The 25,420-nt window shown below is 60.1% G+C and carries 20 protein-coding genes and 2 pseudogenes; 10 read left to right on the top strand and 12 right to left on the bottom strand.

The features are described 5' to 3' along the window. The first annotated feature begins 40 nt into the window (after window positions 1-40). Entirely contained in the window at window positions 41-1,981 is a 1,941-nt protein-coding gene (locus tag ACIGHL_RS04345) for a sodium:solute symporter family protein (protein WP_128119452.1), read from the top strand. A gap of 232 nt (window positions 1,982-2,213) precedes the next feature. Continuing rightward, window positions 2,214-2,729, top strand: a complete 516-nt coding sequence (locus ACIGHL_RS04350; RefSeq protein ID WP_164863195.1) for a hypothetical protein — start codon at window positions 2,214-2,216, stop codon at window positions 2,727-2,729. 82 nt (window positions 2,730-2,811) lie between these two features. On the opposite strand, the pseudogene ACIGHL_RS04355 reads toward ACIGHL_RS04350, so the two are convergent. The 3 genes and pseudogenes from ACIGHL_RS04355 to ACIGHL_RS04365 form a co-directional block, all read right to left on the bottom strand. Then, window positions 2,812-3,602, bottom strand: a pseudogene (locus tag ACIGHL_RS04355) (SIR2 family protein). Between the two features lie 8 nt (window positions 3,603-3,610). After that, window positions 3,611-4,159, bottom strand: a complete 549-nt coding sequence (locus ACIGHL_RS04360) for a non-canonical purine NTP pyrophosphatase (protein ID WP_128119451.1) — start codon at window positions 4,157-4,159, stop codon at window positions 3,611-3,613. Window positions 4,160-4,286: 127 nt separating this feature from the next. Continuing rightward, complete coding sequence (locus ACIGHL_RS04365; RefSeq protein WP_128119450.1) at window positions 4,287-4,730, bottom strand: group II truncated hemoglobin; 444 nt, start codon at window positions 4,728-4,730, stop codon at window positions 4,287-4,289. A 124-nt stretch (window positions 4,731-4,854) separates the two neighbouring features. Between ACIGHL_RS04365 and ACIGHL_RS04370 the strand changes: the two genes are divergently transcribed. Then, window positions 4,855-5,286 (top strand): universal stress protein, encoded by a 432-nt coding sequence (locus ACIGHL_RS04370; RefSeq protein WP_045428948.1) that lies wholly within the window; start codon window positions 4,855-4,857, stop codon window positions 5,284-5,286. A gap of 21 nt (window positions 5,287-5,307) precedes the next feature. On the opposite strand, the gene ACIGHL_RS04375 is transcribed toward ACIGHL_RS04370, so the two are convergent. Together ACIGHL_RS04375 and ACIGHL_RS04380 are read right to left on the bottom strand one after the other, a co-directional pair. Further along, window positions 5,308-5,652 (bottom strand): YajD family HNH nuclease, encoded by a 345-nt coding sequence (locus tag ACIGHL_RS04375; protein WP_064481893.1) that lies wholly within the window; start codon window positions 5,650-5,652, stop codon window positions 5,308-5,310. A gap of 32 nt (window positions 5,653-5,684) precedes the next feature. Continuing rightward, window positions 5,685-6,389 carry a YebC/PmpR family DNA-binding transcriptional regulator gene (locus ACIGHL_RS04380; RefSeq protein WP_127838774.1) on the bottom strand — a complete coding sequence of 235 codons (705 nt, stop codon included), beginning with the start codon at window positions 6,387-6,389 and terminating at the stop codon, window positions 5,685-5,687. A 214-nt stretch (window positions 6,390-6,603) separates the two neighbouring features. Here ACIGHL_RS04380 and ACIGHL_RS04385 point away from each other — a divergent pair, with 214 nt between their 5' ends. Further along, the gene (locus tag ACIGHL_RS04385; RefSeq protein ID WP_127838775.1) at window positions 6,604-7,500 is read left to right on the top strand and encodes an EamA family transporter; all 897 of its coding nucleotides are present in this window, start codon (window positions 6,604-6,606) and stop codon (window positions 7,498-7,500) included. Between the two features lie 364 nt (window positions 7,501-7,864). Here ACIGHL_RS04385 and ACIGHL_RS04390 read toward each other — a convergent pair whose 3' ends face one another. The 5 genes and pseudogenes from ACIGHL_RS04390 to ACIGHL_RS04410 all read right to left on the bottom strand — a co-directional run bounded on the left by ACIGHL_RS04390 (window position 7,865) and on the right by ACIGHL_RS04410 (window position 11,282). Further along, window positions 7,865-8,578: a methyl-accepting chemotaxis protein gene (locus ACIGHL_RS04390; protein WP_486052051.1), complete on the bottom strand. Its 714-nt coding sequence runs from the start codon at window positions 8,576-8,578 to the stop codon at window positions 7,865-7,867. Between the two features lie 144 nt (window positions 8,579-8,722). After that, a pseudogene (locus ACIGHL_RS04395) lies at window positions 8,723-9,787 on the bottom strand (methyl-accepting chemotaxis protein); the annotation flags it as partial. Between the two features lie 124 nt (window positions 9,788-9,911). Then, window positions 9,912-10,232 (bottom strand): DUF2025 family protein, encoded by a 321-nt coding sequence (locus ACIGHL_RS04400; protein ID WP_128119448.1) that lies wholly within the window; start codon window positions 10,230-10,232, stop codon window positions 9,912-9,914. 145 nt (window positions 10,233-10,377) lie between these two features. Further along, complete coding sequence (locus ACIGHL_RS04405) at window positions 10,378-11,055, bottom strand: MOSC domain-containing protein (RefSeq protein WP_128119447.1); 678 nt, start codon at window positions 11,053-11,055, stop codon at window positions 10,378-10,380. Window positions 11,056-11,093: 38 nt separating this feature from the next. Continuing rightward, window positions 11,094-11,282, bottom strand: coding sequence for a hypothetical protein (locus tag ACIGHL_RS04410; RefSeq protein ID WP_128119446.1), 189 nt, complete (start codon window positions 11,280-11,282; stop codon window positions 11,094-11,096). A gap of 119 nt (window positions 11,283-11,401) precedes the next feature. Here ACIGHL_RS04410 and dgt point away from each other — a divergent pair, with 119 nt between their 5' ends. Together dgt and ACIGHL_RS04420 are read left to right on the top strand one after the other, a co-directional pair. Continuing rightward, window positions 11,402-12,898: a dGTPase gene (gene dgt, locus ACIGHL_RS04415; RefSeq protein WP_128119445.1), complete on the top strand. Its 1,497-nt coding sequence runs from the start codon at window positions 11,402-11,404 to the stop codon at window positions 12,896-12,898. Between the two features lie 346 nt (window positions 12,899-13,244). Then, window positions 13,245-14,453, top strand: a complete 1,209-nt coding sequence (locus ACIGHL_RS04420; protein ID WP_128119444.1) for an ammonium transporter — start codon at window positions 13,245-13,247, stop codon at window positions 14,451-14,453. Window positions 14,454-14,522: 69 nt separating this feature from the next. On the opposite strand, the gene ACIGHL_RS04425 is transcribed toward ACIGHL_RS04420, so the two are convergent. After that, window positions 14,523-15,188, bottom strand: a complete 666-nt coding sequence (locus ACIGHL_RS04425) for a TetR/AcrR family transcriptional regulator (protein WP_128119443.1) — start codon at window positions 15,186-15,188, stop codon at window positions 14,523-14,525. A 95-nt stretch (window positions 15,189-15,283) separates the two neighbouring features. Here ACIGHL_RS04425 and ACIGHL_RS04430 point away from each other — a divergent pair, with 95 nt between their 5' ends. The 4 genes from ACIGHL_RS04430 to ACIGHL_RS04445 all read left to right on the top strand — a co-directional run bounded on the left by ACIGHL_RS04430 (window position 15,284) and on the right by ACIGHL_RS04445 (window position 23,942). Next, a complete protein-coding gene (locus ACIGHL_RS04430) occupies window positions 15,284-16,381 on the top strand; it encodes an efflux RND transporter periplasmic adaptor subunit (protein ID WP_128119442.1) in 1,098 nt (365 codons plus the stop codon). Window positions 16,382-16,386: 5 nt separating this feature from the next. After that, complete coding sequence (locus ACIGHL_RS04435) at window positions 16,387-19,461, top strand: efflux RND transporter permease subunit (RefSeq protein ID WP_128119441.1); 3,075 nt, start codon at window positions 16,387-16,389, stop codon at window positions 19,459-19,461. A 425-nt stretch (window positions 19,462-19,886) separates the two neighbouring features. Continuing rightward, entirely contained in the window at window positions 19,887-23,009 is a 3,123-nt protein-coding gene (locus ACIGHL_RS04440) for a transglycosylase domain-containing protein (protein ID WP_128119440.1), read from the top strand. 153 nt (window positions 23,010-23,162) lie between these two features. Then, a complete protein-coding gene (locus tag ACIGHL_RS04445; RefSeq protein WP_128119577.1) occupies window positions 23,163-23,942 on the top strand; it encodes a PhzF family phenazine biosynthesis protein in 780 nt (259 codons plus the stop codon). 57 nt (window positions 23,943-23,999) lie between these two features. Here ACIGHL_RS04445 and mapR read toward each other — a convergent pair whose 3' ends face one another. Beyond that, a complete protein-coding gene (gene mapR, locus ACIGHL_RS04450; protein WP_128119576.1) occupies window positions 24,000-25,409 on the bottom strand; it encodes a GntR family transcriptional regulator MpaR in 1,410 nt (469 codons plus the stop codon). Between the last annotated feature and the right edge of the window lie 11 nt (window positions 25,410-25,420).

Consider the following 25,420-nt stretch of genomic DNA (forward strand, 5'->3'; position numbering starts at 1 on the left):
GCGCTCTCAGAAGAACAGCCTCCAGCTAGGACATAACAAAATGTTGGACCTACTGATCGTCATGGCCTTCGTTCTCTACGGTCTGGGTTCCGGCCTGCGCGCACGGGGTAAGGCGTCCCAAAGCCTCAACGAATACTTTCTTGCAGGCAGGACTATCAAAGGGTGGAAGGCAGGCTTTTCCATGGGGGCGACCCAGTTCGCGGCCGATACGCCGCTGTTGGTGACCGGTCTGGTCGCGACGGCGGGCGTCTTTGCGCTATGGCGTCTGTGGATCTACGGCCTCGCGTTCCTGCTGATGGCATTCATCTTTGCGGTGGGCTGGCGCCGCGCCGGAGTGCTGACCGACGCAGAGCTGACCTGTGTGCGCTATAGCGGCAAAGGTGTCACGCCGCTGCGTCTGCTCAAGGCTATCTATTACGGCACGGTGATCAACTGTGTGGTGTTGGCAATGGTCCTGGTAGCTGCCATTCGTATCGCTGAGGTATTCCTACCGTGGCATCTGTGGTTACCGGCTGGCCTCTATGAGCCTATCGTCGCGTTGATCGCCAATCTGGGCATCCAGCTTGGCGAGAGCATTACTGGACTCGATCCGGCGATGATGAGTGCCAACAACTTGATTTCGATCCTGCTGATCCTCGCATTTACCGCGATGTACTCGATCACGGGCGGTTTACGTGCTGTGGTACAGACTGACGTTATGCAGTTCAGCTTGGCGATGATCGGCACACTGCTCTACGCCTGGTTCGTGGTCGACGCAGCGGGCGGTTTGAGCGGGCTGACCGACCGCATCGTCGAACTCTACGGCAGCGAACAGGCGAGCAGGATGTTGTCTTTCGCCCCGCCTGCAGATGCGGGCGAGGCGTTGATGCCGTTTCTGGTGATCGTTGGTCTGCAATGGTTCTTCCAGATGAACGCTGACGGTACCGGCTACTTGGCGCAGCGAAGCATGGCATGCCCCACCGACCGTGACGCCCGGATTGCCGGCTTGGTGTTCACCTGGCTGCAGATATTCCTGCGCAGCCTGTTCTGGATGGCGATTGCCGTTGGATTACTGGTGTTGTATCCCTTCACCCCCGGTGACATGGCCGGTGACGGTTTCACTGCTGGGCGAGAGGCCTTGTTCGTGCAGGGTATCGAGGACCTACTGCCACCAGGCGTAAGGGGCTTGATGCTTGTCGGCTTGCTGGCTGCGCTGGCTTCAACTGTCGATACGCACCTCAATTGGGGGGCTTCCTATTGGAGCAATGATGTCTATGGAGGCGTGTTCGCGCCACACGTGCTCAAGCGCAAGCCAAAGGATCGCGAGCTAGTGTTGGTCGCACGGTTGTCGAATGTACTGATCCTGGTGATCGCGATGATCATCATGGCCAATCTTGGATCGATCCAGACCGCCTGGTTCATTTCACTGCTATTCGGTGCGGGAATGGGCTCGGTATTGGTGCTGCGCTGGCTATGGGAGAGGATAAACCTCTATTCAGAGTTAACGGCGATGGCGGTGTCGCTGATAACGGCACCACTGCTGCTCTATTACCTTGGCACCGACCCTGATCGTGAGTGGGTGCGCCTTGGAATCATGGCACTGACGACCACCTCCGCCGCAATCCTGGTGACCTTCATTACCCCCGCTACCGACGACGCCACACTTAAGCGCTTCTACAGTCGTGTACGTCCGTTTGGCTTCTGGCGGCGTGCGGCGATGCTCAATGGGGTCGCAGGCGCCGTTTCGGTCAAGGCCCTTGGTACACGTCTTTTTGCTGTTGCGGTGACTGCCGTTTCGCTGTTCTCCCTGCTGGTCGGTGTAGGGCGCTTGATGTTTCCGCCACCGGATGGTTCTTCAGTGATCAGCTGGGTATGCATAGCGGTGGGCCTGTTGCTGGTACCGGTCTGGTTGCGGATCGCCATGGGACATGAGTTCGATAGCGACCCCGAAGACGAACCGCTGCCGGATGAAATGGCGACACCCGAAAACAGCACTTACTGATCACCGTGCCGAGTGAATTGCCGTTTCGCTAGTTGCCCGTTTCGTTTGTTTTATATGGCTGAGAAAGTATCTGTTGTGGCGAGATTTACTGATAAAAAATCCCTTTATAAATAGGTGCTTGCATTATATACCTAAAATAAAATGAACAGTCATGATGTGTTCCTGTCATTAACAGTGCGCATCGAATAAGTTGCGCATTCCGCCATAGTTAGCAAGAACAAGAGGTGTTGTCATGAACAGACTTTTCAAAACTTCCCTCCTGGTCGCCGCCATGCTTCCCGCCATCGCAGTTGCCGCTCCGGTGGCAGGTGATCGTGAAGTTACGCTGGGTGGCGCGGGCAGCAGCGATAAGGACTTCGACGATACAGTGCTTTCCGTACAAGGTAGTTGGGGCACATATCTGGACGAGGCTTCCATGTGGGGTGTTCGGCAAACCGTAAATGCCCGTGACTCGGAGGGGGAGAGCGTGCAGTTCGACGGTTCGACCCGTGTGTTCTACGACTATCACTTCGGTAGTGGCAACACTCGTCCGTTCGTCGGGGTGAGTGTTGGTGGGATCTATGGCGAGGAGGTTGATGAAACCTTTATGGGGGGGCCGGAAGTCGGTATTAAATACTGGGTTCAGGACAAAACCTTCATCACTGCAATGGCCGAGTATCAATTCCTCTTCAAAAGTGGAAGCGATGCGCGGGATCGTTACGATGACGGCGCGTTCTTCTACAGCGTCGGTATTGGCTACAACTACTGAAGCCAACAAGTGCGATGTTTAACGGCATCGCACTTGCTATTTTCGCTGCGCTGGGCGGGATTCAAGCTGCGCGCAACCTCCCTCAGCCCTCCACCAATTCTTTCAGAAAGTTCTGCAATGCCAGCCCTGGTTCGTCATCTTCAGAGGTGATCATGCGGATGCCCCATTGACTGAGGATTTCTTCCTGCACGGGGTTGGGTTTATGCGAGAAAACATATGAGATCGGCCGGACGCCTAGCGTTTCGTGTTGGTTCCAGATCTTTGAAAGCTTGTAAAACAGCAATCTGATATTCGTATCGGAAAGGCTGTAGCCAATAAACAGGACGGCTTGCTCAAGGTGTCCGCGCGCAGTTTGATATCCAGCGGTGTTTCGAACTGCAGCCTTTCGTAGTAGCTAGTCTCGTCCAGCACGATGGAGTTATCGTCGTCGAAGTCGCCATGGAACTTGACGATTTGTCGCACGCCGTCTCGCGCCTTGACCAGATCGCTTGCATTGGCAATTTTCAGATAGCTGACGCCGTGAGCGTCGTGCGCGTTCTCTAGCCAGCGATCATAGTTGGTGGTGTAAATGGCAGGAAACCGGCCCTGGACAATCAACCGGTGAATTTCCGAGTCGCGAATATCGATGTTCTTGTGCCATTCACGGTCCATCCAGCTGCGCAGCGGCCCGATGTTGCCTTTCTTGATGCGGTAATACTCGGCAAGCGAAAGGAAGTTTCTGTACGTATCGAATACGTCGGGATCGTACTCGAGCTGAGCGGCAATCTCATCGATAAGCTCGCGCCATGGCGGCAGCCCGATGTTGGCGGACACCCCCGAGCCAACAAAGAGAATCAGGCGGTTATTTCTGTATGCCTCCAGAAGCTTTTGCATCAACTCCCTCAGCCCCGTCGCAAGTGCGTGATGAAGGCATCCAGAGCGCGCCTGCGCATCGAAAGGTCGTTATGTACACCGCCCAGTTCTGCGAAGGTGCACGAATAGCCGTCTGGCACGAATACGTTGTCCCATTCGAAACCCCGGTCGCCGGCAGGAGTACGGGAGATCTTGCCGGTGACCTCGCCCTTGAAGAAGTGCCGCTTGCGGCCGTCGCAGTAGCCGATCAAGGTACGTGCCACGGCAGATGGGTCGTCGAGGCTGCCAATCAGATCGGAAAAACGTACGGCGTGCAGACGATCCCAAAAGGTCTGTGTAAGGCCGCCAGGAAAACCGTTCAGGCTGTTGATGAACAGGCCGGAATGCTCGACGAACACCGGTTTGCCAATTAGCTTGAATGCGTCCAACAGCTTGTCACTGACCAGTTGGTTCAGGTCCTCGGTCTGTGTTTCAACGATGCGCACCGGGAACTTGACGATCTCGATACCGCTTTTGCCTAGAAATTCTTCTGCATCGCGAATCTTCTGCTCGTTCACCGAGGCAAAGCGGATCTTCATGGAATCCCCTGTTTGCGTGGTTCAGTGCCGCCGTGTTCGCAACGGCCTCACAAGGTATGACGCAGCTAGGTGCAAGGCGTTCGGCGGCGTGCAGACGCCAGACTACTCGAGCCGAGGTACAGCGAGGTTACAGCGGAGCCGACTGCTGGGGGCAGGTGTGCTGGCCTGCTTGGAGAATACGCTCTGCAGGAATTTGCAACTGGGCCAGCAGGTAATCGGCGAAGTCTGCGGAGTATCCCTGCTTGGCGATCGCCAGAGCCATGCATCCGAGCCAGGCATCGCGCTCGGCTTCGCCGACCTTCCAGCGGGTGTGAAATTGCGGGATGTTGATGCTGCCGTAGTGTTCCGCGTAGCGACGTGGGCCGCCCAACCAGCCGCAAAGGAAGGCTGCGAGCCGCTTGCGCGCTTCGATCAGGTCGCGTGGATACAGGCGGCGGACGCAGATCGCGTCTTCGCGCTCGTCCATGATCTGGTAGAACGCTTCGACCAGGCGGGTCAGCCCAGACTCGCCACCCGCTGCCTGGAACGAAGCATCGCCTACGCCAAACGGAACGCTGAGAGTTGTACTCATGGTAAGGCCTCGAAATGGCGACAACCGTGGAGATTGATCCAGAGCAACGGATGCGATTTTGGCAGTCGGGCGCGCCGGGATGATGGTCTATGCTGTTGTCGACAAAACTGGTTGGAGACTCGCTATGCGCAACATTCTTCTCGCTTATGACGGTTCGGACAACGCCAAACGGGCCTTGCAATACATCATCGATTTCGCCACCGACGCGCCTAAGCCGCCCGAGGTGCATGTGCTGAACGTGCAGCAGGAGCCGGTGCTCTACGGCGAGTTCGTCACTGCGGGTACGGTTGATGAGTTGAACAAGAGTTTTATCGACAAGTCGAACCGAACCCTTGCAGAAGCCGCTGCGGCACTCAAGACAGCGGGAATTGCGCACCAGACTCACGCCATCCTGGGCAACGTGGCGGAGCAGGTGAACGATGCCGTGCAACGGTTTGGTTGCGACACCGTAGTGATGGGCACCCGCGGCCTGGGCAGCTTTACTGGCATGCTGATGGGCTCGGTCGCCAATCGTGTGGTTCATGAGGTCTCGGTGCCGGTCCTTCTGGTGAAGTGACCGACACCTGTTTTGTCATCCTCAGTCCGGCTTGCGCTTGAGCAAGTCGGCCAGATTGGCAAAAGCCTTGAACGTCTCTTTCGGCCCCAGGTCGCTCCCCGGCCGGGCTTCGGCGTGATACTGGTTGTCGGTATAGCGCGAGTGCTCGTTGTCGTGGCAGTACAGGCAGAGCAACTCCCAGTTGGAACCATCTTCCGGGTTGTTGTCGTGGTTGTGGTCCTTGTGATGGACCGTCAACTCGCTCAGTCGCTTGCCGGAAAACTCCCGAGCACAGCGCCCACAGACCCACGGGTACATCTTCAGGGCCTTTTCACGATAACCCTGTTCGCGCTGGGCATAGGGGGTGTTGGGTTTGTTCGTACTCATCGCTGTGCCTCTAGCTCAACGGTTGATATGCGTTAGCCGGCCAGGCCGACGTAGACATTTTGCACATCGTCATGGGCGTCGATGGCGCTGAGGAAGGCTTCGACTTCCTCAAGCTCGGCTTCGGACAGCGTCGTCACGGGATTCTTCGGGCGGTAGCCGAGCTGCGCGGACTGTACGGTGAAGCCTTGCTCCGGCAGGGCGCGGCAGACCACGTCCATGTCCGTGGCGTCGCTGATGAACAGCGTGGCACCATCCTCAGCAGCTTCGAAATCCTGCGCGCCGGCTTCGATGGCGGCGAGTTCGGGATCGGCATCGGCAGTCGCCGGCGCGGCTTCGATCATGCCGCAGTGATCGAAGTCCCAGGCGACCGAGCCGGAGGCGCCGAGCTGGCCCTTGCGAAACAGCACTCGGATCTCTGCCACGGTGCGGTTGACGTTGTCGGTCAGGCACTCGACGATCACCGGAACCTGATGCGGCGCGAAGCCTTCATAGGTGGTGCGCTCGTAGTTGACGCTTTCACCTAGCAGCCCTGCACCTTTCTTGATGGCGCGCTCGAGGGTCTCGCGGGGCATCGAGGCCTTCTTGGCCTGCTCTACCACCAGGCGCAAGCGAGGATTCATGTCCGGGTCGGCGCCGCTGCGCGCCGCGATCATGATTTCTTTCGACAGTTTGCCGAAGGTACGACCTTTGGCGTTGGCTGCCGCTTCCTTATGTTTCGCTTTCCACTGTGCGCCCATGAATGCTCTCGTGATGGCTGAGGTTGTTGAAATCGACTGACCGCGATTCTAGCCGTTGCTGCGGCAGCAGGCACGGGCTGTACGTAACTCGAGCGCCGCGGAGGGACGTATGGCGGGTAAGCCTGTCGACTGTAACGCCCAAATGCCTGCCTGCTGTATGAGTACCGGGTCGCTACAGGCGGCTTTAATGCGTTTTTGTCTGGGGAACTGTGCCATGGCACCGAAGGACCTGATGCTGGCCCTGGTTGTGATTGTCGTCTGGGGTATGAATTTCGTCGTGATCAAGGTCGGCCTGGATGACATCCCGCCGATGCTGTTGGGGTCGCTGCGCTTTCTGCTCGCGGCATTTCCGGCGGTGTTGTTTATCAAGCGGCCACAGATGCCGCTGCGCTGGTTGTTGGCTTATGGCGGGACCATCTCGCTCGGTCAGTTCGCCTTTCTCTTCTCCGCGATGAAGGTCGGCATGCCGGCTGGCCTGGCCTCGTTGGTGCTGCAGTCGCAGGCGTTCTTCACGCTGTTCTTCGCCGTGCTATTTCTTGGCGAACGGCTCCGTGCAAGCAATCTGGTCGGGCTGATGATTGCCGCTGGCGGTTTGCTGCTGATCGGCATGCAAGGCGACCGCAGCATGACGCTGGCAGGCTTCCTGCTGACCATCTGCGCGGCATCCATGTGGGCACTGGGCAATATCGTTACCCGCAAGGTGGGCAAGGTGAATCTGGTCGGGCTGGTAGTGTGGGGCAGCCTAATTCCACCGATTCCGTTCTTCGCGCTGTCGTGGGTGCTGGAGGGGCCGGAAGCGATCGGGGGTGCATTGCGTGGTTTCGGGATGGATTCAGCGCTGGTGCTGATCTACTTAGCGTTCGGCGCGACCATTCTTGGCTACGGGCTCTGGAGTCGTCTGTTGTCGCGCTATCCGGCCAATACCGTTGCGCCGTTCTCGCTGCTCGTACCCGTCGTTGGGCTGACCTCTGCCGCGGTACTGCTGGACGAGCACCTGGGCCTGCTCCAGGCGGTTGGCGCGCTGCTGGTCATGCTGGGTCTGGTGATCAACGTAGGCGGGGGATGGGTGGTTGGCCGACTGCGCACGGCTTTCGGCAGTCCAGCGGCCTGACAGCAAAACGCCCCGCGACGGTGTCCGGGCGGGGCGCTATACCAGCGTTGTGATCTAGCGAGCGGCGTGACTGCCCAATAAAGGTGCGGGTCCGCTGGCTTTATCCCGTTTGGCCGCGCGCTTTTCCTGCGCAGTCTTGAGGGGTTTCTTTTTCGCATTCTTCTTTGTATCCATACCTTTGCTCATGATGTCGCCTCGCTGATGGGTGGCTTAGTGATGCATCCGTGCGTGGGTCTGCTCTGTGGCCAGTGCACCTCGGCGTGAGCGTGAAGATTGAATTAGTCTGGCAGAGACTACGCCTGCCATGCAGGAATGGATAGCGACATCTAGCGGCGTGGCTAACCAAACCCTTGTGAGCGAAAAATCAGATCTTGAACCGGCCGATCAGCGTCTGCAGCTCACCGCCCAGCTGGGCGAGGCGGGCGGTAGAGGTGGCGGTCTCCCGAGCCGCTTCGGCGGATTGGTCGGCGACGTCGCGCACGCTGAGCACGCTGCGATTGATTTCTTCGGCCACCGAACTCTGCTGTTCGGCGGCGGTGGCGATCTGCTGGTTCATCGCCTGGATGACCGAGACAGTTTCGGTAATGGCTTGCAGCTCCGTGCCCACTTCTCGAGCGAGGGTGACGGTATCGCGAGCCAGGGTGCTGCTGCTGTCCATCATTCCGGATGCCGTGCGGGCGCCTTTCTGTAGGTTGGCGATCAGGGCTTCGATCTGCGCCGTGGATTGCTGCGTGCGTTGGGCAAGTCCCCGTACCTCATCGGCAACCACTGCGAAACCGCGACCGGCTTCACCCGCCCGGGCAGCCTCGATGGCGGCGTTCAGTGCAAGCAGGTTGGTCTGTTCGGCGATGCCGTTGATCACGGTAAGCACGGTGCTGATGCCGTCAGTTTCCTGGTTTAGCTGGGTCATGGCCTCAGCCGAAAGCGTGACTTCGCTGGAGAGCCGATCGATCTGCGACAGGGCGCGCTGGACCACGGTATTGCCTTTGGCGGCCTGTTGATCGGCGCGTTGGGCTGCGCTCGACGCTTCTTCGGCATTGCGCGCGACCTCTTGCACCGTCGCGGTCATCTCATGCATGGCCGTGGCGACCTGATCGGTTTCCTGGCGCTGGCTGCTGACGCCTGCGCTGGTCTGCTCGGTCACCGCAGATAATTCCTCCGATGCAGTGGCCAGCTGCGTGGTGATGCCGCCGATATGCCCGATCAGCGTTTGCAGGTTACCGCGCGTCTTGCTCAGTGCCTGAAGCAATTGGCCGAACTCGTCATGGCGCGGCTCCGGAGCCTGACCGGTCATGTCGCCAGCGCCGATGCGCTCGGCGATCTGCACTGCCTGGTTGAGTGGCTGCGTAATCTGACGGACGATCAGCCAGCCGATCAGGACGCCCAGGACAACCGCCGCCAAGGTGATGCCGATGACCTGAATCTTCTTCGTCTGGGCATCATTGGCGCTTTTCTCCGTCTGGCTGGAGATGATGCTGCGGGCCTGGTCGTAGAGCTTGGCAAAAATGGCCTCCATGTCCTGACGCGCCTGTTGTTGGCTGGCTACGATGGGCGGCAGCTTCTTTACCAGATCGACGTACTCGGTAGCGCTGGCCTTGAGCGTTTTCAGGCTTTCGGCTTGAGGGCCGATCAGCTCTTCTTCCAGCGGTGAAATGGCCGCGTTCAACGCCTCGAATTGCTGGCTCAGGGTCTGCAGGGCGGCTTCGGATTCTTCCATCAGATAACCGCGCACGGTGAAGCGCAGCAGGCGGTTCTGCTTGGAAAGCTCGGTGGTCATTAGGGCAATGTTGGCGATGTCGCTGGTCGGGTGCAGGACCGGGTTCCCCTGGACGCCGTTCCAGCGTTGTTCCAGATTGGCAATCAGCTTGTCGGTGGTGTTGCCAGCATCGACCCAGTTGGCACGCGTCTGCTTTTTCAGTGCATGCAGCGCGACGAGGTTCTCAAATGCTGCCTGGTAGTCCCGAGCCTGGTTGACGATGGCTTGCAGATACTCGCGGTCCTGCGGCTCCGAAAAGCTGGCCTTTTTCTGCTCTACAAGCTGAGCGATTTTAGCCACCGAGTCGGTGACCTGAGCGACGTACTTCTGGTCGCCACGCTCTTCGAAGCGCACCTGCGCATAGCGTATCTGATTGGCCTCGTTGAGCAGGTTTTCAGCGGTTTGCGCTTTATCGCTTCGTGAAATCAGGGCGTCCATGCTGAGCACGCCGATAGCGGCAACGCAGATGGTGAGCAGCAATACCGCAGCGAAGCCCAGCGCCAGCTTGTAGCTGACTTTGAGATTTTTCATTGTTGTTCCTCAGGCTGGCAGTGCCGATGACGATGGGTCGTACAATGACATCGGCCCGATCTGCCAATACTTGAGGCGGTTGTCTGATGACTTGACTCCGTTTTCGCTCGTTAGTGGCTGTGCATCATTGCCTGACACGTTGCGCCTGGATCTCGGGCAGATCCCGCCTGCGCATATACGCCAGTAACGGCTCTGTGACAGCCAACCGATCATTGATGTTCTGGTCCAGCAGCAACTGGATCAGCTCGCGCTTGAGGATCATCAACTCGTTGTCGACGGTCTGCCAGACGAATTCGCTCGCCGGTGTGATGCTGGTATCGGCGACATCCATGCCGAACGAGTCTTCGCTGAACCGGACGATGTGCTTGCCGCTTTTGCCGTTGAAACCCACAAAACCTTGCAGGCAGTCGGCGGCCTGGCAGATGTCGGCGGATGTGATGCTCATGTAAACCTCGGTATCGATTCGGGTGGTTTACACGCAGGGCAGGCGTTTGATGTGCTTGGCGACCTTACTTTTGAGGTCGCTCGATGGAAGGCATTGTCGCGGTCAGCGTTGCGTCTGAACAGCGGCACGACGCCGCTTGCCGTCATCAGAACAACGCACCCTGATCCTGTTGCCTGCGTCGACTGTCCAGGCGTTGACGAAAGCGCGTGCGGTATTCGCTTGCAAGCGGCGACAGACCGGCCAGCCAGGCGAGTTCGGTATCGCTGATGTCCCCGTTCATGAATCCGCGCCAGACGCGCAAGACGCTGGCGGTCGGGCACGGCCTGTCGATCAAATGCAGATCAGCGCCAGGGCGAACAGCGCCAGCTTCCAGGGTTCGGTACAGCCATCCGGTTCTGCCGCTTTTGGCCAGTTGCCGGGCTAGGCTTCGGGCGTCATGTCGTCGGTCCAGGTTGCTGCAAGGCGAGCGGGGCTGGCTGACTTCGATCAGGGCGTCACCCCAGCGAAAGCGGTCCCCGATGCAGACCTGACGTTCATCCAGGCCCAACGTTGAAAGATTCTCGCCAAACGCGGCTGGGCCGATCGCTTGCAAGTGGGGGTAAAGCTTGCACCAATGCCGGTAGTGATCGGCCGGGTAATGGCAAAGGCTGCGATCCGGCCCGCCATGGAAACGGTGATCGGCGACACGGTCACCTTGCAGCCCGTTGAGATCGAGCCAGACGTCATTCGTGGCGCGTTGCTTGTCTATGCCCGAAAGCTTCTCGGTGCCCGGCAGCCGCAGCAGTAGGTCGCGTTGGAAGGGGCCTTCAACCGGCCATTGCATGACGGTGCTCTGATTGGATGAACAAGGGCAAGGGCTTTTCAAGCTTCGTTGAGTCGGGCCAGCTCTCGGCGCACCATGGCGGCAAACTCCGGCGGCTTCAGCTGATACAGCTCGGTGGCGACCCAGGCCAGCCAGCGCGGACCCACTATCTCTCGGTGTTCCAATAGCCGTCGCGCTTCGGCTGTTGCCCGCTCGGCATGTTGCTGATGAAACTCCGACCGGCTCATGTCTGCTCCTTTAGCTGAGCGGGCGATTCTAAACGACGAGCCCCGTTGTCGCCCGATTGCTTGGTAAAGCCTCCGAGCCGCGCTAGGCTCGCGGTTCTGTCGTCAATCGAGTTCGAATCATGCCGCGGTCCGTCAACTTCAAGGACAAGATTTCCCGCCAGCGACCTTATGGACGCGTCGAATCGGGTCTCAAAGCCTCAGAGGGTGAGCTGTCGCTGATCATTGATCAGTTTGAAAGCGATCGCGGCCGTATCATCAATTCCGCAGCGGTGCGCCGGCTGCAGCAGAAGACTCAAGTTTTTCCGCTGGAGCGCAATGCGGCGGTGCGCAGTCGTTTGACGCATTCCCTTGAGGTCCAGCAGACGGGCCGTTTCATCGTGCGCACCTTGTACAAGCAGCTTGGTGAGCGAGCGGCGCATTACGGCCTGGATGAGCTGGAAGGCGCATTGGAAAGCCTGGTGGAAATGACGTGTCTGATGCACGACATCGGCAATCCACCGTTCGGGCACTTTGGCGAGTTCGCCATTGGTGAGTGGTTTAAGCGGCACCTGGAAAAGCTGTTCGACGCGGCGGTGCCGGACGAGCAGGGCAACAACGGATTGCGCAGCCGCATGCTGATCGATCTCGAACAGTTCGAAGGCAATGCACAAGCGATTCGGTTGGTGGTCAGCCTGCTGCGGCTCAATCTGACTTACACACAGACGGCGGGCCTGCTCAAATACGTGCGAGCCGCTTACGCGCCTAAGCCGGCCAAGGGGACACCTGGTGCCTATCTGCTGAAGAAGCCAGGCTTTTACCTGTCAGAGGAACCTTTCGTCGCTGAGCTGCAGGCTGCGTTGGGGTTGCAGCCAGGCACGCGGCACCCAGTTGCGTACATCATGGAGGCAGCCGATGACATCGCCTATTGCCTGGCAGATATTGAAGACTCGGTGGAGAAGGGGATCTTCACCATCGAACAGCTATCACTGCTGCTAATCGCCAAATTCACCGAACACGGCTCGCCCGACGAGCCGGTCGCGAACACCGGCCGCAGTTTTCGCAGCATGGTCGAGTACGCCCAAGCGCGTGCTGCAAAGGAACCGATCAACAAGGTGGGCGAATTTTTCATCTGGCTGCGTGTGAATCTGGTACACCCGCTGGTGCAGCACGCCGCCCAGCAGTTCATCGAGCATATCGAGGCGGTTTACGACGGCACGCTCGATCGTGCACTGTTGGAGGACGCAAGTCTTGCCAACGCCATCGTGCAGACCTTCAAGGATGTCGCGATGGATCGGGTGTTCTGTCACCGAGAGGTCGAAACCTTGCAACTGCAGGGCTACCGGATTCTGCAAGGGCTGCTCGACGCCTATTCGCCACTGCTGGCTGTCGCACCGGAGACCTTCCAGGCATTGACGGAAGGCCGTTGTCGCAGCGAGCCGCACTTGCAGATGCTTGCCCGCCGACTGCCCAGCCAACTGATCAAGGCCTACCACGGGTCGCTGAAAGCGCACCCTGAAGGCAGTGAAGAGCAGCCATTGTGGGAGTTCTACTACCGCTGCCGGATGTTGCAGGACTTTGTCAGCGGAATGACCGACCAGCTGGCACAGGACGAATACCGCACGCTCTCCGCTTTATAACGTCCGTCTATGCCTGCTGTTCTGGCAGGCATCATCGTCCGCTTCGCCTTGAGCTCACCTCCGACGCGCCAAAATTGCTCGCGCTGCCGTTTCGTTGGTATAGCGCTTGCATTTGTCTGGTGCGTGCGGATCGAGCGTAGCCCCGAAATGGCGCAACGATCGACTGCGAAATCAGGCGGGATTAACCGTAAGTGTCTGAAAAATAACGCTTCGGTTTTCGAGAGACGTCAATCTCGAAAGTCCGCCGCAACAGTTGATGGCAAGCCTTCAACCAATCGTGACGCAAGTTGGTGCGCTTGATTGGTGTGGATTGCTGTTTTGGTGCGCTTTCCATAGGACGTAGTAGATGGATAACCCAAGCAGTGCAGTAGAAGTCCTGATTCACGGTGCCAATACCCTGTTCATCCTGATGGGCGCTGTGATGGTCCTGGCGATGCATGCCGGTTTTGCCTTTCTCGAGGTCGGGACCGTACGCCTGAAAAACCAGGTCAATGCCCTGTCAAAAATCATCGCCGACTTTGCCGTCTCGACATTGGCGTATTTCTTTATCGGCTATTGGGTCGCATACGGTGTGACCTTTCTGCGGCCTGCGGATCAGCTTATTGCCGAAAACGGCTATTCACTGGTCAAGTTCTTCTTCTTGCTGACGTTCGCTGCAGCGATACCGGCGATCATTTCCGGCGGCATTGCCGAGCGCGCCAAATTCGGGCCGCAGCTGTGCGCTACCTTGCTGATCGTTGCGTTCGTCTACCCGTTCTTCGAAGGCATGATGTGGAACGGCAATTTCGGCGTTCAGGCTTGGCTGGAAGCGCAGTTTGGTGCCCCGTTCCATGATTTCGCCGGCTCGGTAGTGGTGCACGGTATGGGAGGTTGGCTCGCTTTCGGCGCGGTGATTCTGCTCGGTCGACGCAACGGTCGATACCGCGATGGCCGTCTGGTGGCCTTCGCCCCATCGAACATACCTTTCCTGGCACTGGGATCATGGATCCTCATCGTGGGCTGGTTCGGCTTCAACGTGATGAGTGCCCAGACGCTTGAGGGCGTCAGCGGGCTGGTGGCGATCAACTCGCTGATGGCCATGGTTGGCGGAACGGCGGCCGCATGGGCGGTTGGCCGCAACGACCCAGGCTTTCTGCACAACGGGCCGTTGGCTGGGCTGGTAGCGGTCTGCGCAGGCTCAGACCTGATGCATCCCATCGGTGCTTTGGCTACGGGTGTGGTAGCGGGCGCCTTGTTCGTCTGGGCATTCACCGCGGCCCAGGCCAAATGGAAGATCGACGATGTGCTCGGCGTCTGGCCATTGCATGGCCTCTGCGGCGTTTGGGGCGGGCTGGCTTGCGGGATCTTTGGTCAGCATGCCCTCGGGGGACTGGGCGGCATCAGCCTTATCAGTCAAGTGATAGGCACGGGCCTGGGTGTACTGGTTGCGCTCGGGGGCGGCTTCCTGGTCTACGGCGTGCTCAGGTCCACTGTTGGCATTCGTCTGAGCCAGGAAGAAGAATTCAACGGTGCCGACCTGTCGATCCACCGCATCGGTGCGTTGAGCCACGACTGACTTGAGGATGCCGGCCGCACGATGCGGCCGGCTTTTGGTGATTCGGGTTGATTGCCGCTGTGCGATCCCTTAGCTGCCCGTTCGATCGACCGTGTCGGTCTCGCCGGCATAGGCGCGCATGAACAGAGCGACGCAATCCTCGACATGGCGCTTCCCATCTTCGGCGTCCGGTCGCTCGGCATAGCCGATCAGCAGACGAAAATGAGCGGCGCCTTTAATCAACGAACAGAAATGTTCCGCTGCGCGCATCGGCTCGGGCACATCCAGCAACTGGCACCGGTGTGCCTGGTCGAGCAGCTGCTCCAGATCGAGCAACAGCTTCTGTGGGCCTGCATCGAAGAACATCCGCGACAGCGTCGGGTTCTGCGCCGCCATTGCCACCATCAGTCGGTGCAGGCCGATGGATTCGGGGCTGATGACCAGCTCGTGAAAAGCCTGGGCAATGTCCAGCAGGACCGAACGGAACTCACGGCCATGCTCCAGCACGAACAGCCGGCGCGGCAGACGCGTCTCGCAGGTTGCCTTTACCGCAGCGCCGAACAGCGCCTCCTTGTCTTTGAAATGACTGTACAGCGTGAGCTTCGATACGCCGGCTTCGGCGGCGATGGCGTCCATGCTGCTGCCTTCATAGCCATTGCCGAGGAACAGAGTTTGGGCAGCCGCCAGGATCGCTTCGCGCTTGGCGGGGTCCTTCGGACGGCCTGGGCCAGACGGTACGGGTGAGCTTTCGGTCATGGGCGTTTTTAATACTAGACTGGTGAGTTCGGTATTTTTACTATACCGCGCAGTATAAGTATTAGAACCCGCCTCGCGACAGAGAGAGATTCGACGTGTTCCGACATGCCTTGCCCTTCCTCGGTGTTTTTGGTTTCGTTTTGCTTGCCGGTTGCGGCAATGGCGAGCCTGAGCAACTCTCGACGCGGCCGGTGATGGTGGTTCAGCCACAGCCTGCCAGTGAGGCCTTTGAAAGCTATCCGGGCGAGGTGCATGCGCGCTACGAACCCGAACTGGCGTTTCGCATTGCAGGCAAGGTCACGGAGCGGATGGTCGAAGCCGGCGAGCGGGTGAGCAAGGACCAACCATTGGCCAAGCTCGATCCGCAGGATGTGCGACTGCAACTCGAGGGTATGCGTGCTCAGGTGGCGGCGGCGGAAGCCAACTTGCGGGTCGCCCGTGCCGAGCATGAGCGCTACAAGACCTTGATGGATCGCCAACTGGTCAGTCGCTCGCAATTCGACTCTTCTGAAAACGCCTATCGCTCCGCACAGGCACGGCTGCAACAAGCCCGTGCGGAATTCGACGTGGCCAACAACCAAGTCGGCTACGCCATCCTGCGAGCGACGCACGAAGGCGTGGTTGCTCAGCGTCGGGTTGAGGTGGGGCAAGTGGTTGGCGCTGGTCAGACGGCGTTTGTCCTGGCAGCCGATGGCGAACGCGAGGTGGCCATTAACCTGCCGGAACAGGCACTGGAACGCTACTCGGTCGGCCAACCGGTGTCGGTGGAAATCTGGTCGCAGCCGGGCAAGACGTATGCCGGCCACATCCGCGAGCTATCGCCAGCTGCCGACGCCCAGTCCCGGACCTACTCAGCGCGCGTTGCCTTCGATGATGCCGAGGTGCCTGCCGAACTTGGCCAGAGCGCGCTGGTTTCGATCCGCAGCAATGGCGAGGTGCCCTTGGCTGTGCCGCTTTCGGCGGTCACGGCCGAGCAGGGCAACGCTTACGTCTGGCGAGTCAGGGAGGACGCCACTCTTGAGCGCGTCGTCGTACAAACGGGGGCCTTCGGTGAATCCTCGGTGCCGATTCTCAAAGGCTTGCATGCCGACGATTGGATTGTGTTGGCGGGTGTGCAGATGCTCCACGAGAACCAGGCGGTGAGGGCGGTCGATCGTGATAACCGTCCGGTCGTGCTGGCAGCGCAGGAGTAATCACGATGCGCTTCAATCTTTCCGCCTGGGCGCTGGGTAACCGGCAGATCGTTGTCTATCTTATGCTGTTGATGGCCGTGGTCGGGGCGCTCTCTTACAGCAAGCTCGGTCAGAGCGAGGACCCGCCCTTTACCTTCAAGGCGATGGTAATTCAGACCCAGTGGCCCGGCGCGACCGCCGAAGAAGTCTCGCAGCAGGTCACCGAGCGCATCGAAAAGAAGCTGATGGAAACGGGAGAGTACGAGCGCATCGTGTCCTTTTCACGGCCGGGCGAATCCAACGTCACGTTCATGGCGCGCGATTCGATGCACTCCGAGCAGATCCCTGACCTCTGGTATCAGATCCGCAAGAAGATCGGCGACATCCGCCACGCCTTGCCCGCCGGTGTGCAGGGCCCATTCTTCAATGATGAATTCGGCACCACGTTCGGCAACATCTATGCGCTGACTGGCCAAGGCTTCGATTACGCCGTGCTCAAGGATTACGCCGATCGCATCCAGTTACAGCTGCAGCGTGTCGCAAACGTCGGCAAGGTCGAGCTGATCGGTCTACAGGACGAGAAGATTTGGATTGAGCTTTCCAACGTTAAGCTGGCCAATCTCGGCGTGCCGCTGGAGGCAGTCAAACAGGCGCTCGAAGCGCAGAACACCGTCATGTCGGCGGGATTCGTCGAGACACCCAGTGACCGTGTTCAGCTACGCGTCACCGGTAGCTTCGAGACGGTCAAGGAAATTCGCGACTTCCCCATCCGGGTCGCCGGCAGCACCTTCCGCATCGGTGATGTCGCCGAGGTCTATCGCGGTTTCAACGATCCGCCCGCGCCACGCATGCGCTACATGGGCGAACCGGCGATCGGCCTGGCGGTGTCGATGAAACCCGGAGGCGACATCCTCGTGCTCGGCGAGGCGCTGCAAGAGGCGTTCGCACGATTGCAGCAGGAATTGCCAGCGGGCATGCAGTTGCGCAAGGTCTCAGACCAGCCTGCGGCCGTGAAGACAGGTGTGGGCGAGTTCGTCCAGGTACTGATCGAGGCGCTGGTGATTGTGCTGCTGGTGAGCTTCTTCTCGCTGGGTGTCCGTACGGGGCTGGTGGTCGCGCTGTCGATCCCACTCGTATTGGCTATGACTTTCGCGGCCATGCATTACCTGGACATCGGTTTGCACAAGATTTCCCTGGGTGCGCTGGTGCTGGCGTTGGGACTCATGGTGGACGACGCGATCATCGCCGTGGAAATGATGGCGATCAAAATGGAGCAGGGCTTCGACCGACTCAAGGCCGCGAGTTATGCCTGGACCAGTACGGCCTTTCCGATGCTCACCGGTACGCTGATCACCGCCGCGGGCTTTCTACCGATTGCCACCGCGCAGTCCAGCACGGGCGAATACACCCGTTCGATCTTTCAGGTAGTGACCATCGCCCTGATCGCCTCCTGGATCGCCGCCGTAGTGTTCGTGCCGTTATTGGGGGAGAAACTGCTGCCCGATCTGGCCAAGCGTCATGCGCAAAAGCATGGCGGCAGCGAACAGGGACACGACCCGTATTCGACGCCGTTTTACCAGCGCGTGCGGCGCGTGATCCATTGGTGTGTGCAGCGGCGCAAGACGGTCATCATCCTGACCTTGTTGGCGTTCGTCGGCGCGATCGGATTGTTTCGTATCGTGCCGCAACAGTTCTTTCCCGCCTCCGGTCGTCTGGAGCTGATGGTCGATCTGAAGCTCGCTGAAGGTGCCTCGCTCAAGGCTACCGAAGCCGAGGTCCATCGCCTTGAGGAGATGCTCAAGGACCGCGCCGGCATCGACAATTACGTGGCCTATGTCGGTAGCGGGTCGCCGCGTTTTTACCTGCCGCTGGATCAGCAGCTGCCGGCCACCAGCTTCGCTCAGATCGTGGTATTGGCTGACAGTATCGAGCAGCGTGAGGCCTTACGTAGCTGGCTGATCGAGCGATTGCGGGAAGATTTCCCGACCTTGCGCGGCCGCGTCAGTCGTCTGGAAAACGGTCCGCCCGTGGGCTATCCGGTGCAGTTCCGGGTCACTGGTGAGCATATCGATGTGGTGCGCAAGCTGGCACGTCAGGTCGCGGCCAAGGTGCGCGAGAACCCCTATGTGGCTAACGTCCATCTCGACTGGCAGGAGCCGAGCAAGGTGGTCTGGCTGAACGTGGATCAGGATCGTGCCCGTGCGCTGGGCGTCAGTACGGTTGAACTGTCGAACTTCCTCAAGCGCACCTTTACCGGCACCACGGCGAGCCAGTTCCGGGAAGATAACGAGCTGATCGAGATCCTGATTCGTGGCACTGCACGCGAACGCGAAACCCTGTCCATGTTGCCCAGCCTGGCGATTCCCACAGCCAGCGGCCGCAGTGTGCCTTTGTCGCAGGTCGCAACCCTGGAATACGGCTTCGAAGAGGGTGTGATCTGGCATCGCAATCGGATGCCGACGGTAACGGTGCGTGCCGACATCTATGGCGATCAGCAGCCGGCCTCGCTGGTGCAACAGATCGAGCCGACCCTGAGTGAGGTACGCGAGGCGCTGCCCAGCGGTTACCTGCTGGAAGTCGGCGGTACCGTCGAGGACTCCAGTCGCGGCCAGGCCTCGGTGAATGCCGGAATGCCGCTGTTCATCATTGTTGTGGTGAGCCTGCTGATGCTGCAGCTGAAAAGCTTCTCACGTTCGGCGATGGTGTTCCTGACCGCACCGCTGGGGCTGATTGGCGTAGCACTGTTCCTATTGCTGTTCGGCAAGCCGTTCGGTTTCGTAGCGATGCTCGGCACTATCGCGCTGTCCGGCATGATCATGCGCAACTCGGTGATTTTGGTGGATCAGATCGAGCAGGACATTGGCGCGGGGCAGGATCGTTTCAATGCCATCATCGATGCCACGGTGCGGCGCTTCCGGCCCATCGTGCTGACAGCGCTGGCGTCGGTGTTGGCGATGATACCGCTGTCACGCAGTGTGTTCTTCGGACCGATGGCGGTGGCGATCATGGGCGGGTTAATCGTCGCGACTGCGCTGACATTGCTGTTTTTGCCAGCGCTTTACGCCGCCTGGTTCCGGGTAAAGGAACCGCCTCAGCGTTAAAGGCGGGGGTCAGTCGGTAGCCGCCGCTTCGCTTCGAGTGCCGTCTTTTTACATATTCAGGGCGCGTCCGATCGGTTGGCGACGAACGGTTGGAGCCGGTGAAACCCATCGCACACGGTGTCCTGAGGCTGTTGACCAGCCCTTCATGGCGGTCGGCATTTGTTCGTGCGGAGGGGGGCAGTAGCGCCAAAAACCGCGCGGAGGCGCTGCCCGCCGAGGTCTACCGATTGCAGGATGTCCGGCTGCAGGCTCGCCTCGGTTTCTATCCCCGTTGGGTCGAGTGATTGCGCCATTGAATTAGCCCTGAAATTCGTTCGCAGACCGCCGTTTTGAGCCCTTCCGTTCGTCTGTTCGAGCACGTCGAGCGATGCGTCGACAGCTAAGCTTAAGCCTGTATTTTTCTATCAGAAGCCAGGCCGGAAACGATGGGCGCAGTATGGCGAAACGACACATCTCGGGCAGAGGGCAGCAAGCGCGCGCCATCTGCTAACGAGCCTGGGCGAACACGTACGCACGGCAGCCGTCTGGCGCGCCGCATGGGTGTGTTCCTGGGCGTTTCATTGCTTGCCGGGGGCGGTTATGCCGCCTGGCATGAGATGCACACCTCGAAACTGCAGGCGCTGTGGCTTAACCGTTACGCCGAGAATCTGGACTACCAGCTCGAGCCCGGTGCGAGCCGCAGTATCAAGTTTCCCGAGGCAGGACCATTCGACCGCCGTCTGGGCTATGCGGCCTTGCCGACGTTCCTGGAACGGCTGACCCAACGGGGGTTCAGTGTGCAGCAGCAGGTGAGTTTTTCGCCCGCGTTGCTGCGCTACGTCAACCGTGGCTTCTTCGTACCCTATCCGGAAAAATCCCAGGCAGGACTGACCATCGACGATTGTCGAGGCGAGCCCCTGTATGCCAACAGTTATCCGCACCAATACTACGAGACCTTCGACGACGTACCGCCGGTCATCGCGATGAGCCTGCTGTTCATCGAGGATCGCGGGCTGCCCGACGCCGGCCGCCCACGAGCCAACCCCGCGGTGGATTGGCCACGTTTCACCATGGCGGCGGTCAGCCAGGTCGAGAAGAAGCTCGGCCTGCCGGTCCAGGCGGCTGGCGGCAGTACCTTGGCAACGCAGGTGGAGAAATACCGTCATTCGCCAGAAGGGCGCACGGGCAACGCTGAGGAAAAGATTCGGCAGATGATTTCGGCCAGCGTCCGTACCTACCGCGAAGGCCAGCAGACCATGGTCACCCGGCAGCGCATCGTGCGTGACTACCTCAACAGCGTGCCGCTCTCGGCCGCCTACGGTCACGGCGAGGTGCACGGCATCGCCGACGGTTTGCGCCTCTGGTACGGCGCCGATTTTGCCGAGGTCAACCGGGTACTCGATGCTCGCCGTAACGCGGGCGTCAGCTATGAAACGCAGGGGTTGGCGCTGCGTCAGGTGCTCTCGCTGCTGATCGCTCAGCGGCGCCCGTCGTATTACCTCGGGGCAGGGCGCGACGCCATGGCGGAACTCACCGACAGTCATATCCGCCTGTTGGCCAACGGCGGCGTCATCAATACACGGCTGCGTAATGCCGCCTTGCAGCAGAAGGTTGTGTTCCGGGACCTGCGCCTCGAGCCGGGTATCCGAGAGGTGCCTTCCAGCAAAGGCATCACGGCGGCTCGGATGCGCCTCAGCAACCTGCTGGGTGTTTCGTTGTATGAACTCGATCGTCTCGATCTGGCCGCGACCACGCCGCTGCACGGTGAACTGCAGGGGCAGATCAGCAACTACCTGCATCGACTGGCCGATCCGGCGTTCGCGGGCGAGGCTGGTTTGTTCGGCGAGCGCATGTTGTCACCTGAGCGTACCGGCGACGTGCGCTACAGCTTCACACTGTTCGAGCGCGGCGAGCAGGGCTTTCGCGTGCGGGTGCAGACCGATAACACCAACCAGCCGTTCGATATCAACGAGGGCAGCAAGCTGGAGCTGGGCTCGACCGCGAAGCTGCGGGTACTGACGACCTATCTCGAGGTTGTTGCCGAGCTGCACGAGCGCTACGCGACGAGCGATGTCGCCACCTTGCGCAAGGCCGAGGCGCTGGATCCGCTGACCCGCTGGGCCCTGGCGTATCTTATTCAGCATGAGGATCGCAATTTGCCGGCGATGCTTGATGCCGCGCTGGAACGGCGCTACTCGGCCAGCCCGACCGAGCGCTTCTTCACGGGCGCCGGCATGCACCGGTTCGGCAACTTCCGTCATCAGGACGATGGCCGCCTGCCGACCATGCGTGAAGCCCTACAGGAGTCGATCAACCTGCCTTTTGTTCGGTTGATGCGTGATCTGGTGAGCTACAGCACCTATCAGACTTCCAACGGCGCCGAGTTGCTCAGAACTGACGACAATCCCGAGCGGCGGGAATACCTGCAGCGCTTTGCCGACCGTGAGGGCTCGGTGTTTCTCCAGCGCTTCTGGCGCAAGTACCGCGTCAAGAGTGCAGACGAACGCATCGAAGCACTGCTGGACGGCATGCGGCCAACACCATCGAGGCTGGCTGCGGTGCATCGTTATCTGATGCCCGAGGCAGATCGAGCAGCGTTCGAGCGATTCCTCAAGGCCCGTCTGCCGACTGCGGACCTCACCGACAAGGCGCTCGACTCGCTGTACGAGCGCTATGCGCCGGGGTCGTACAGCTTGCCGGATCAAGGCTACATAGCCCGGGTCCACCCGCTGGATTTATGGCTGCTGGGTTATCTGATCAAGCATCCCGAGGCGGGTATTACCGAAGTGATCGCGGCCAGTAGCGCCGAGCGCCAGGAAGTGTATGGCTGGCTGTTCCGCAGTCGCCACAAGAGCGCACGGGACAGCCGCATCCGCATCATCCTAGAAGTTGAGGCGTTCACTGATATCCATCGCCGTTGGCAGCGTCTGGGCTATCCGTTCGACCATCTGGTGCCGTCGCTGGCCACCGCGCTGGGCAGTTCAGGTGATCGTCCGGCGGCGCTGGCCGAGTTGATGGGCATCATCGTCAACGACGGCGTGCGGCTGCCGAGCGTGCGCATCGACAGCCTGCATTTCGCCAGTGACACGCCGTACGAGACTCGCCTCGGCATCCAGCCGGATGTGGGTGTGCGGGTGCTGCCGAGTGAGGTTGCGACGGCTTTGCGCGAAGCGCTTGCAACTGTGGTCGAGGGCGGCACGGCGCGGCGCCTGCGTGGCAGCTTTGTGCAGGCTGACGGTGAAGCCCTGCGTGTTGGCGGCAAGACCGGAACGGGTGACAACCGGATCCAGACCGTTGGGGCCGGCGGCCGGCTGATCAGCTCGCTGGCGCTGAATCGCACCGCAACCTTCGTGTTCTACCTCGGGCCGAACCACTTCGGCACGCTGACCGCCTATGTTCCGGGGCGCGGCGCGGACAGCTTCCGCTTTACCTCGGCGCTGCCGGTGCAGGTGCTCAAAGGCATGGCGCCGATCCTGCAACCGTACCTGCAACCCGGCGCGCAGACGCAATGCCAGCCGGTTGGTGCGCCGCTGGAGCCAACGCTGACGGCGAGCACCAAGAAGTCCTGACGATAGCGGGTCGAGCGGTCGGGGATACCTGACCGCTCTGATCCCTTCTCGCAGTTGCCTTTGCCGAAGACTCCGCGCTCGGCGACACTCATCCTTTTCGCGGGCCCAATCGGGGGCCTTGCATGGGATTGAGGGGCGACGATGAAACTGCCGATCTATCAGGTCGATGCATTTACCCATGAGCTGTTCAAAGGCAACTCCGCGGCGGTCGTGCCGCTTCAGCATTGGCTGAGCGACGCGCAGATGCAGGCCATTGCCGTGGAAAACAACCTGTCCGAAACCGCCTTTCTGGTGCGTGAGCCTGATGGGGCATTTCACATTCGTTGGTTCTCGCCGATCACCGAAATCGATTTCTGCGGGCACGCCACCTTGGCCAGTGCTTTCGTTCTGTTGGGGCAGAAGCTGGCGACGGCTCCGCTGGTCTTCCGTGCGGCTGCGGTAGGCGATATCAGCGTCGCTCGGTTGGATGATGGCTTGTTGGAGATGAGCTTCCCCAACCGTGCTCCGGAGCCCGTCGAAAACCCGCCGGTCGAGCTGTTCAGCGGCCTTGGGTCTTTGCCGCAGACAGTCCTGAAAAACCGCCAGGCCTGGTTCGCCGTGTATGAAGATGAAGATCAGGTGCGCCAGCTGGCTCCCGATCTCTCACTACTCAAATCATTGGCGCCCCTGGATGTCGTGGCGACTGCGCCGGGTCGCCAGCAGGATTTCGTCTCGCGCTATTTCTGGCCGGCCAATGGCGGTGATGAAGATCCGGTCACTGGCTCCATCCATGCAGGGCTCACCCCGTACTGGAGCCAGCGGCTGGGCAAGACGCAGTTGCTGGCGCTGCAGGCCTCGCGCCGCAGCGGTTTGCTGCACTGCCGGGTCGAAGGCGAGCGGGTTTTTGTCGCCGGGCATGCGGTGCTGTATTTACAGGGCACGATTGAGGTCTAGTTCCCGGTTAGGGAACAGGGGCGCTCGCGTCATGCAGCGCCGCTATCAAGCCGGGCGCTAGAACGACTTCACGATCCGCCCGAGCAGCTCCATCGCGTTCTCGCTGCGCTTGTCCCAAGGATGGCCGTAGTTCAGGCGTGCGCAATTGCGAAAGCGCCGGGTGGCTGAAAAGATTGGGCCCGGAGCGAGGCTGATGCCCTGCGCGAGCGCCAGTTGCAACAATTGCAGCGAATCGACCCGCTCGGGGAATTCGAACCAGAGGAAGTAGCCGCCGCTGGGCCGCGTTACCCGGGTGCTGGCAGGGAAGTGACGCGCGGCGGAGGCAAGCATTTCGCCCTGCTGACGTTCCAGTGCATGACGCAGCTTACGTAAATGGCGGTCGTAGCCGCCATGTTGCAGATAATCAGCGATAGCCGCTTGGGCCGGCACCGAGGGAGAAATCGTCGTCATCAGCTTGAGGCGGCTGATCTGTTCGGCATAGCGCCCGCCTGCCACCCAGCCGATCCGGTAACCCGGCGCCAGGCTTTTGGAAAAAGACCCGCAATGCATTACCCATCCGTCATGGTCGTGGCTCTTGACCGGTTTCGGCGGCTCCTGGTTGAAGTACAGCTCGGCGTAGACGTCGTCTTCGATCAGCGGGACCTGATGGCGCTGCAGCAGCGCATAGAGTTTCTCTTTGTTTGCCTCGCACATGCTCGCACCGAGCGGATTCTGCAGGCTGCTCATGAACCAGCAGGCCTTGATTGGCAGGCTGCCCAGGCGGCTTTCCAGGGTGCCCAGGTCGATTCCGTCACGCGGATGCACCGGGATTTCCACAGCTTTAAGTTTGAGCCGCTCCAGCACCTGCAAGGTGGCGTAGAACGCGGGCGCTTCGATGGCGACCAGATCCCCCGGCTGGGTGACCACCTGTAAACAGAGATTCAACGCTTCCATCGCGCCGGTGGTGATTACCAGTTCGTCCAACGGCAGCATGACTCCGCTGACCATATAGCGCAGCGCGATTTGTCGGCGCAGGTCAGGGTGACCGGTGGTCATCTCGGCGATCACTTCACGCCCCGGCATCTCGCGCACGGTCTGCGCCATGGAGCGTGCCAGGCGTTGCAGGGGAAACAGGTCGGGACTGGGGAAGGCGGAACCGAACGGAACGGTGTCCGGATCACGCAGCGAGGCGAGCACCGAGAACACCAGTTCGCTAACGTCGACATCGGTGGTTTCGCTCAGTCGTGGGCTGATCTCAGGCTCGGGAAGCAGGCGTCTGGCGTGCTCGCGAACAAAATAGCCCGAGCGCGGCCGGGCCTGAATCAATCCGCGATCCTCCAGCAGGTAGTACGCCTGGAACACGGTGGAGGGACTAACGCCGTAGGTGCGACTGGCATGGCGCACGGACGGCACCTTTTCGCCCGGCGCCAGCACGCCGGAGCGGATCAGTTCGGCAATTTCGTCAGCGAATTTCTCGTAGCGCTTCATCTGCTTCAGCT

The organism is Pseudomonas sp. NPDC077451, from assembly GCF_044543345.1.
GTDB lineage: Bacteria > Pseudomonadota > Gammaproteobacteria > Pseudomonadales > Pseudomonadaceae > Stutzerimonas.

Coding starts and splice junctions, on each gene's coding strand:
- ACIGHL_RS04380 (WP_127838774.1), bottom strand. CDS start 6,389: ATGGGCGCACAGTGGAAAGCGAAACATAAGGAAGCGGCAGCCAACGCC.
- ACIGHL_RS04405 (WP_128119447.1), bottom strand. CDS start 11,055: ATGCAATGGCCGGTTGAAGGCCCCTTCCAACGCGACCTACTGCTGCGG.
- ACIGHL_RS04400 (WP_128119448.1), bottom strand. CDS start 10,232: ATGAGCATCACATCCGCCGACATCTGCCAGGCCGCCGACTGCCTGCAA.
- ACIGHL_RS04420 (WP_128119444.1), top strand. CDS start 13,245: ATGGATAACCCAAGCAGTGCAGTAGAAGTCCTGATTCACGGTGCCAAT.
- ACIGHL_RS04425 (WP_128119443.1), bottom strand. CDS start 15,188: ATGACCGAAAGCTCACCCGTACCGTCTGGCCCAGGCCGTCCGAAGGAC.
- ACIGHL_RS04350 (WP_164863195.1), top strand. CDS start 2,214: ATGAACAGACTTTTCAAAACTTCCCTCCTGGTCGCCGCCATGCTTCCC.
- ACIGHL_RS04385 (WP_127838775.1), top strand. CDS start 6,604: ATGGCACCGAAGGACCTGATGCTGGCCCTGGTTGTGATTGTCGTCTGG.
- ACIGHL_RS04390 (WP_486052051.1), bottom strand. CDS start 8,578: ATGCATGAGATGACCGCGACGGTGCAAGAGGTCGCGCGCAATGCCGAA.
- ACIGHL_RS04345 (WP_128119452.1), top strand. CDS start 41: ATGTTGGACCTACTGATCGTCATGGCCTTCGTTCTCTACGGTCTGGGT.
- ACIGHL_RS04440 (WP_128119440.1), top strand. CDS start 19,887: ATGGGCGCAGTATGGCGAAACGACACATCTCGGGCAGAGGGCAGCAAG.
- ACIGHL_RS04365 (WP_128119450.1), bottom strand. CDS start 4,730: ATGAGTACAACTCTCAGCGTTCCGTTTGGCGTAGGCGATGCTTCGTTC.
- ACIGHL_RS04360 (WP_128119451.1), bottom strand. CDS start 4,159: ATGAAGATCCGCTTTGCCTCGGTGAACGAGCAGAAGATTCGCGATGCA.
- ACIGHL_RS04435 (WP_128119441.1), top strand. CDS start 16,387: ATGCGCTTCAATCTTTCCGCCTGGGCGCTGGGTAACCGGCAGATCGTT.
- mapR (WP_128119576.1), bottom strand. CDS start 25,409: ATGAAGCGCTACGAGAAATTCGCTGACGAAATTGCCGAACTGATCCGC.
- dgt (WP_128119445.1), top strand. CDS start 11,402: ATGCCGCGGTCCGTCAACTTCAAGGACAAGATTTCCCGCCAGCGACCT.
- ACIGHL_RS04370 (WP_045428948.1), top strand. CDS start 4,855: ATGCGCAACATTCTTCTCGCTTATGACGGTTCGGACAACGCCAAACGG.
- ACIGHL_RS04410 (WP_128119446.1), bottom strand. CDS start 11,282: ATGAGCCGGTCGGAGTTTCATCAGCAACATGCCGAGCGGGCAACAGCC.
- ACIGHL_RS04375 (WP_064481893.1), bottom strand. CDS start 5,652: ATGAGTACGAACAAACCCAACACCCCCTATGCCCAGCGCGAACAGGGT.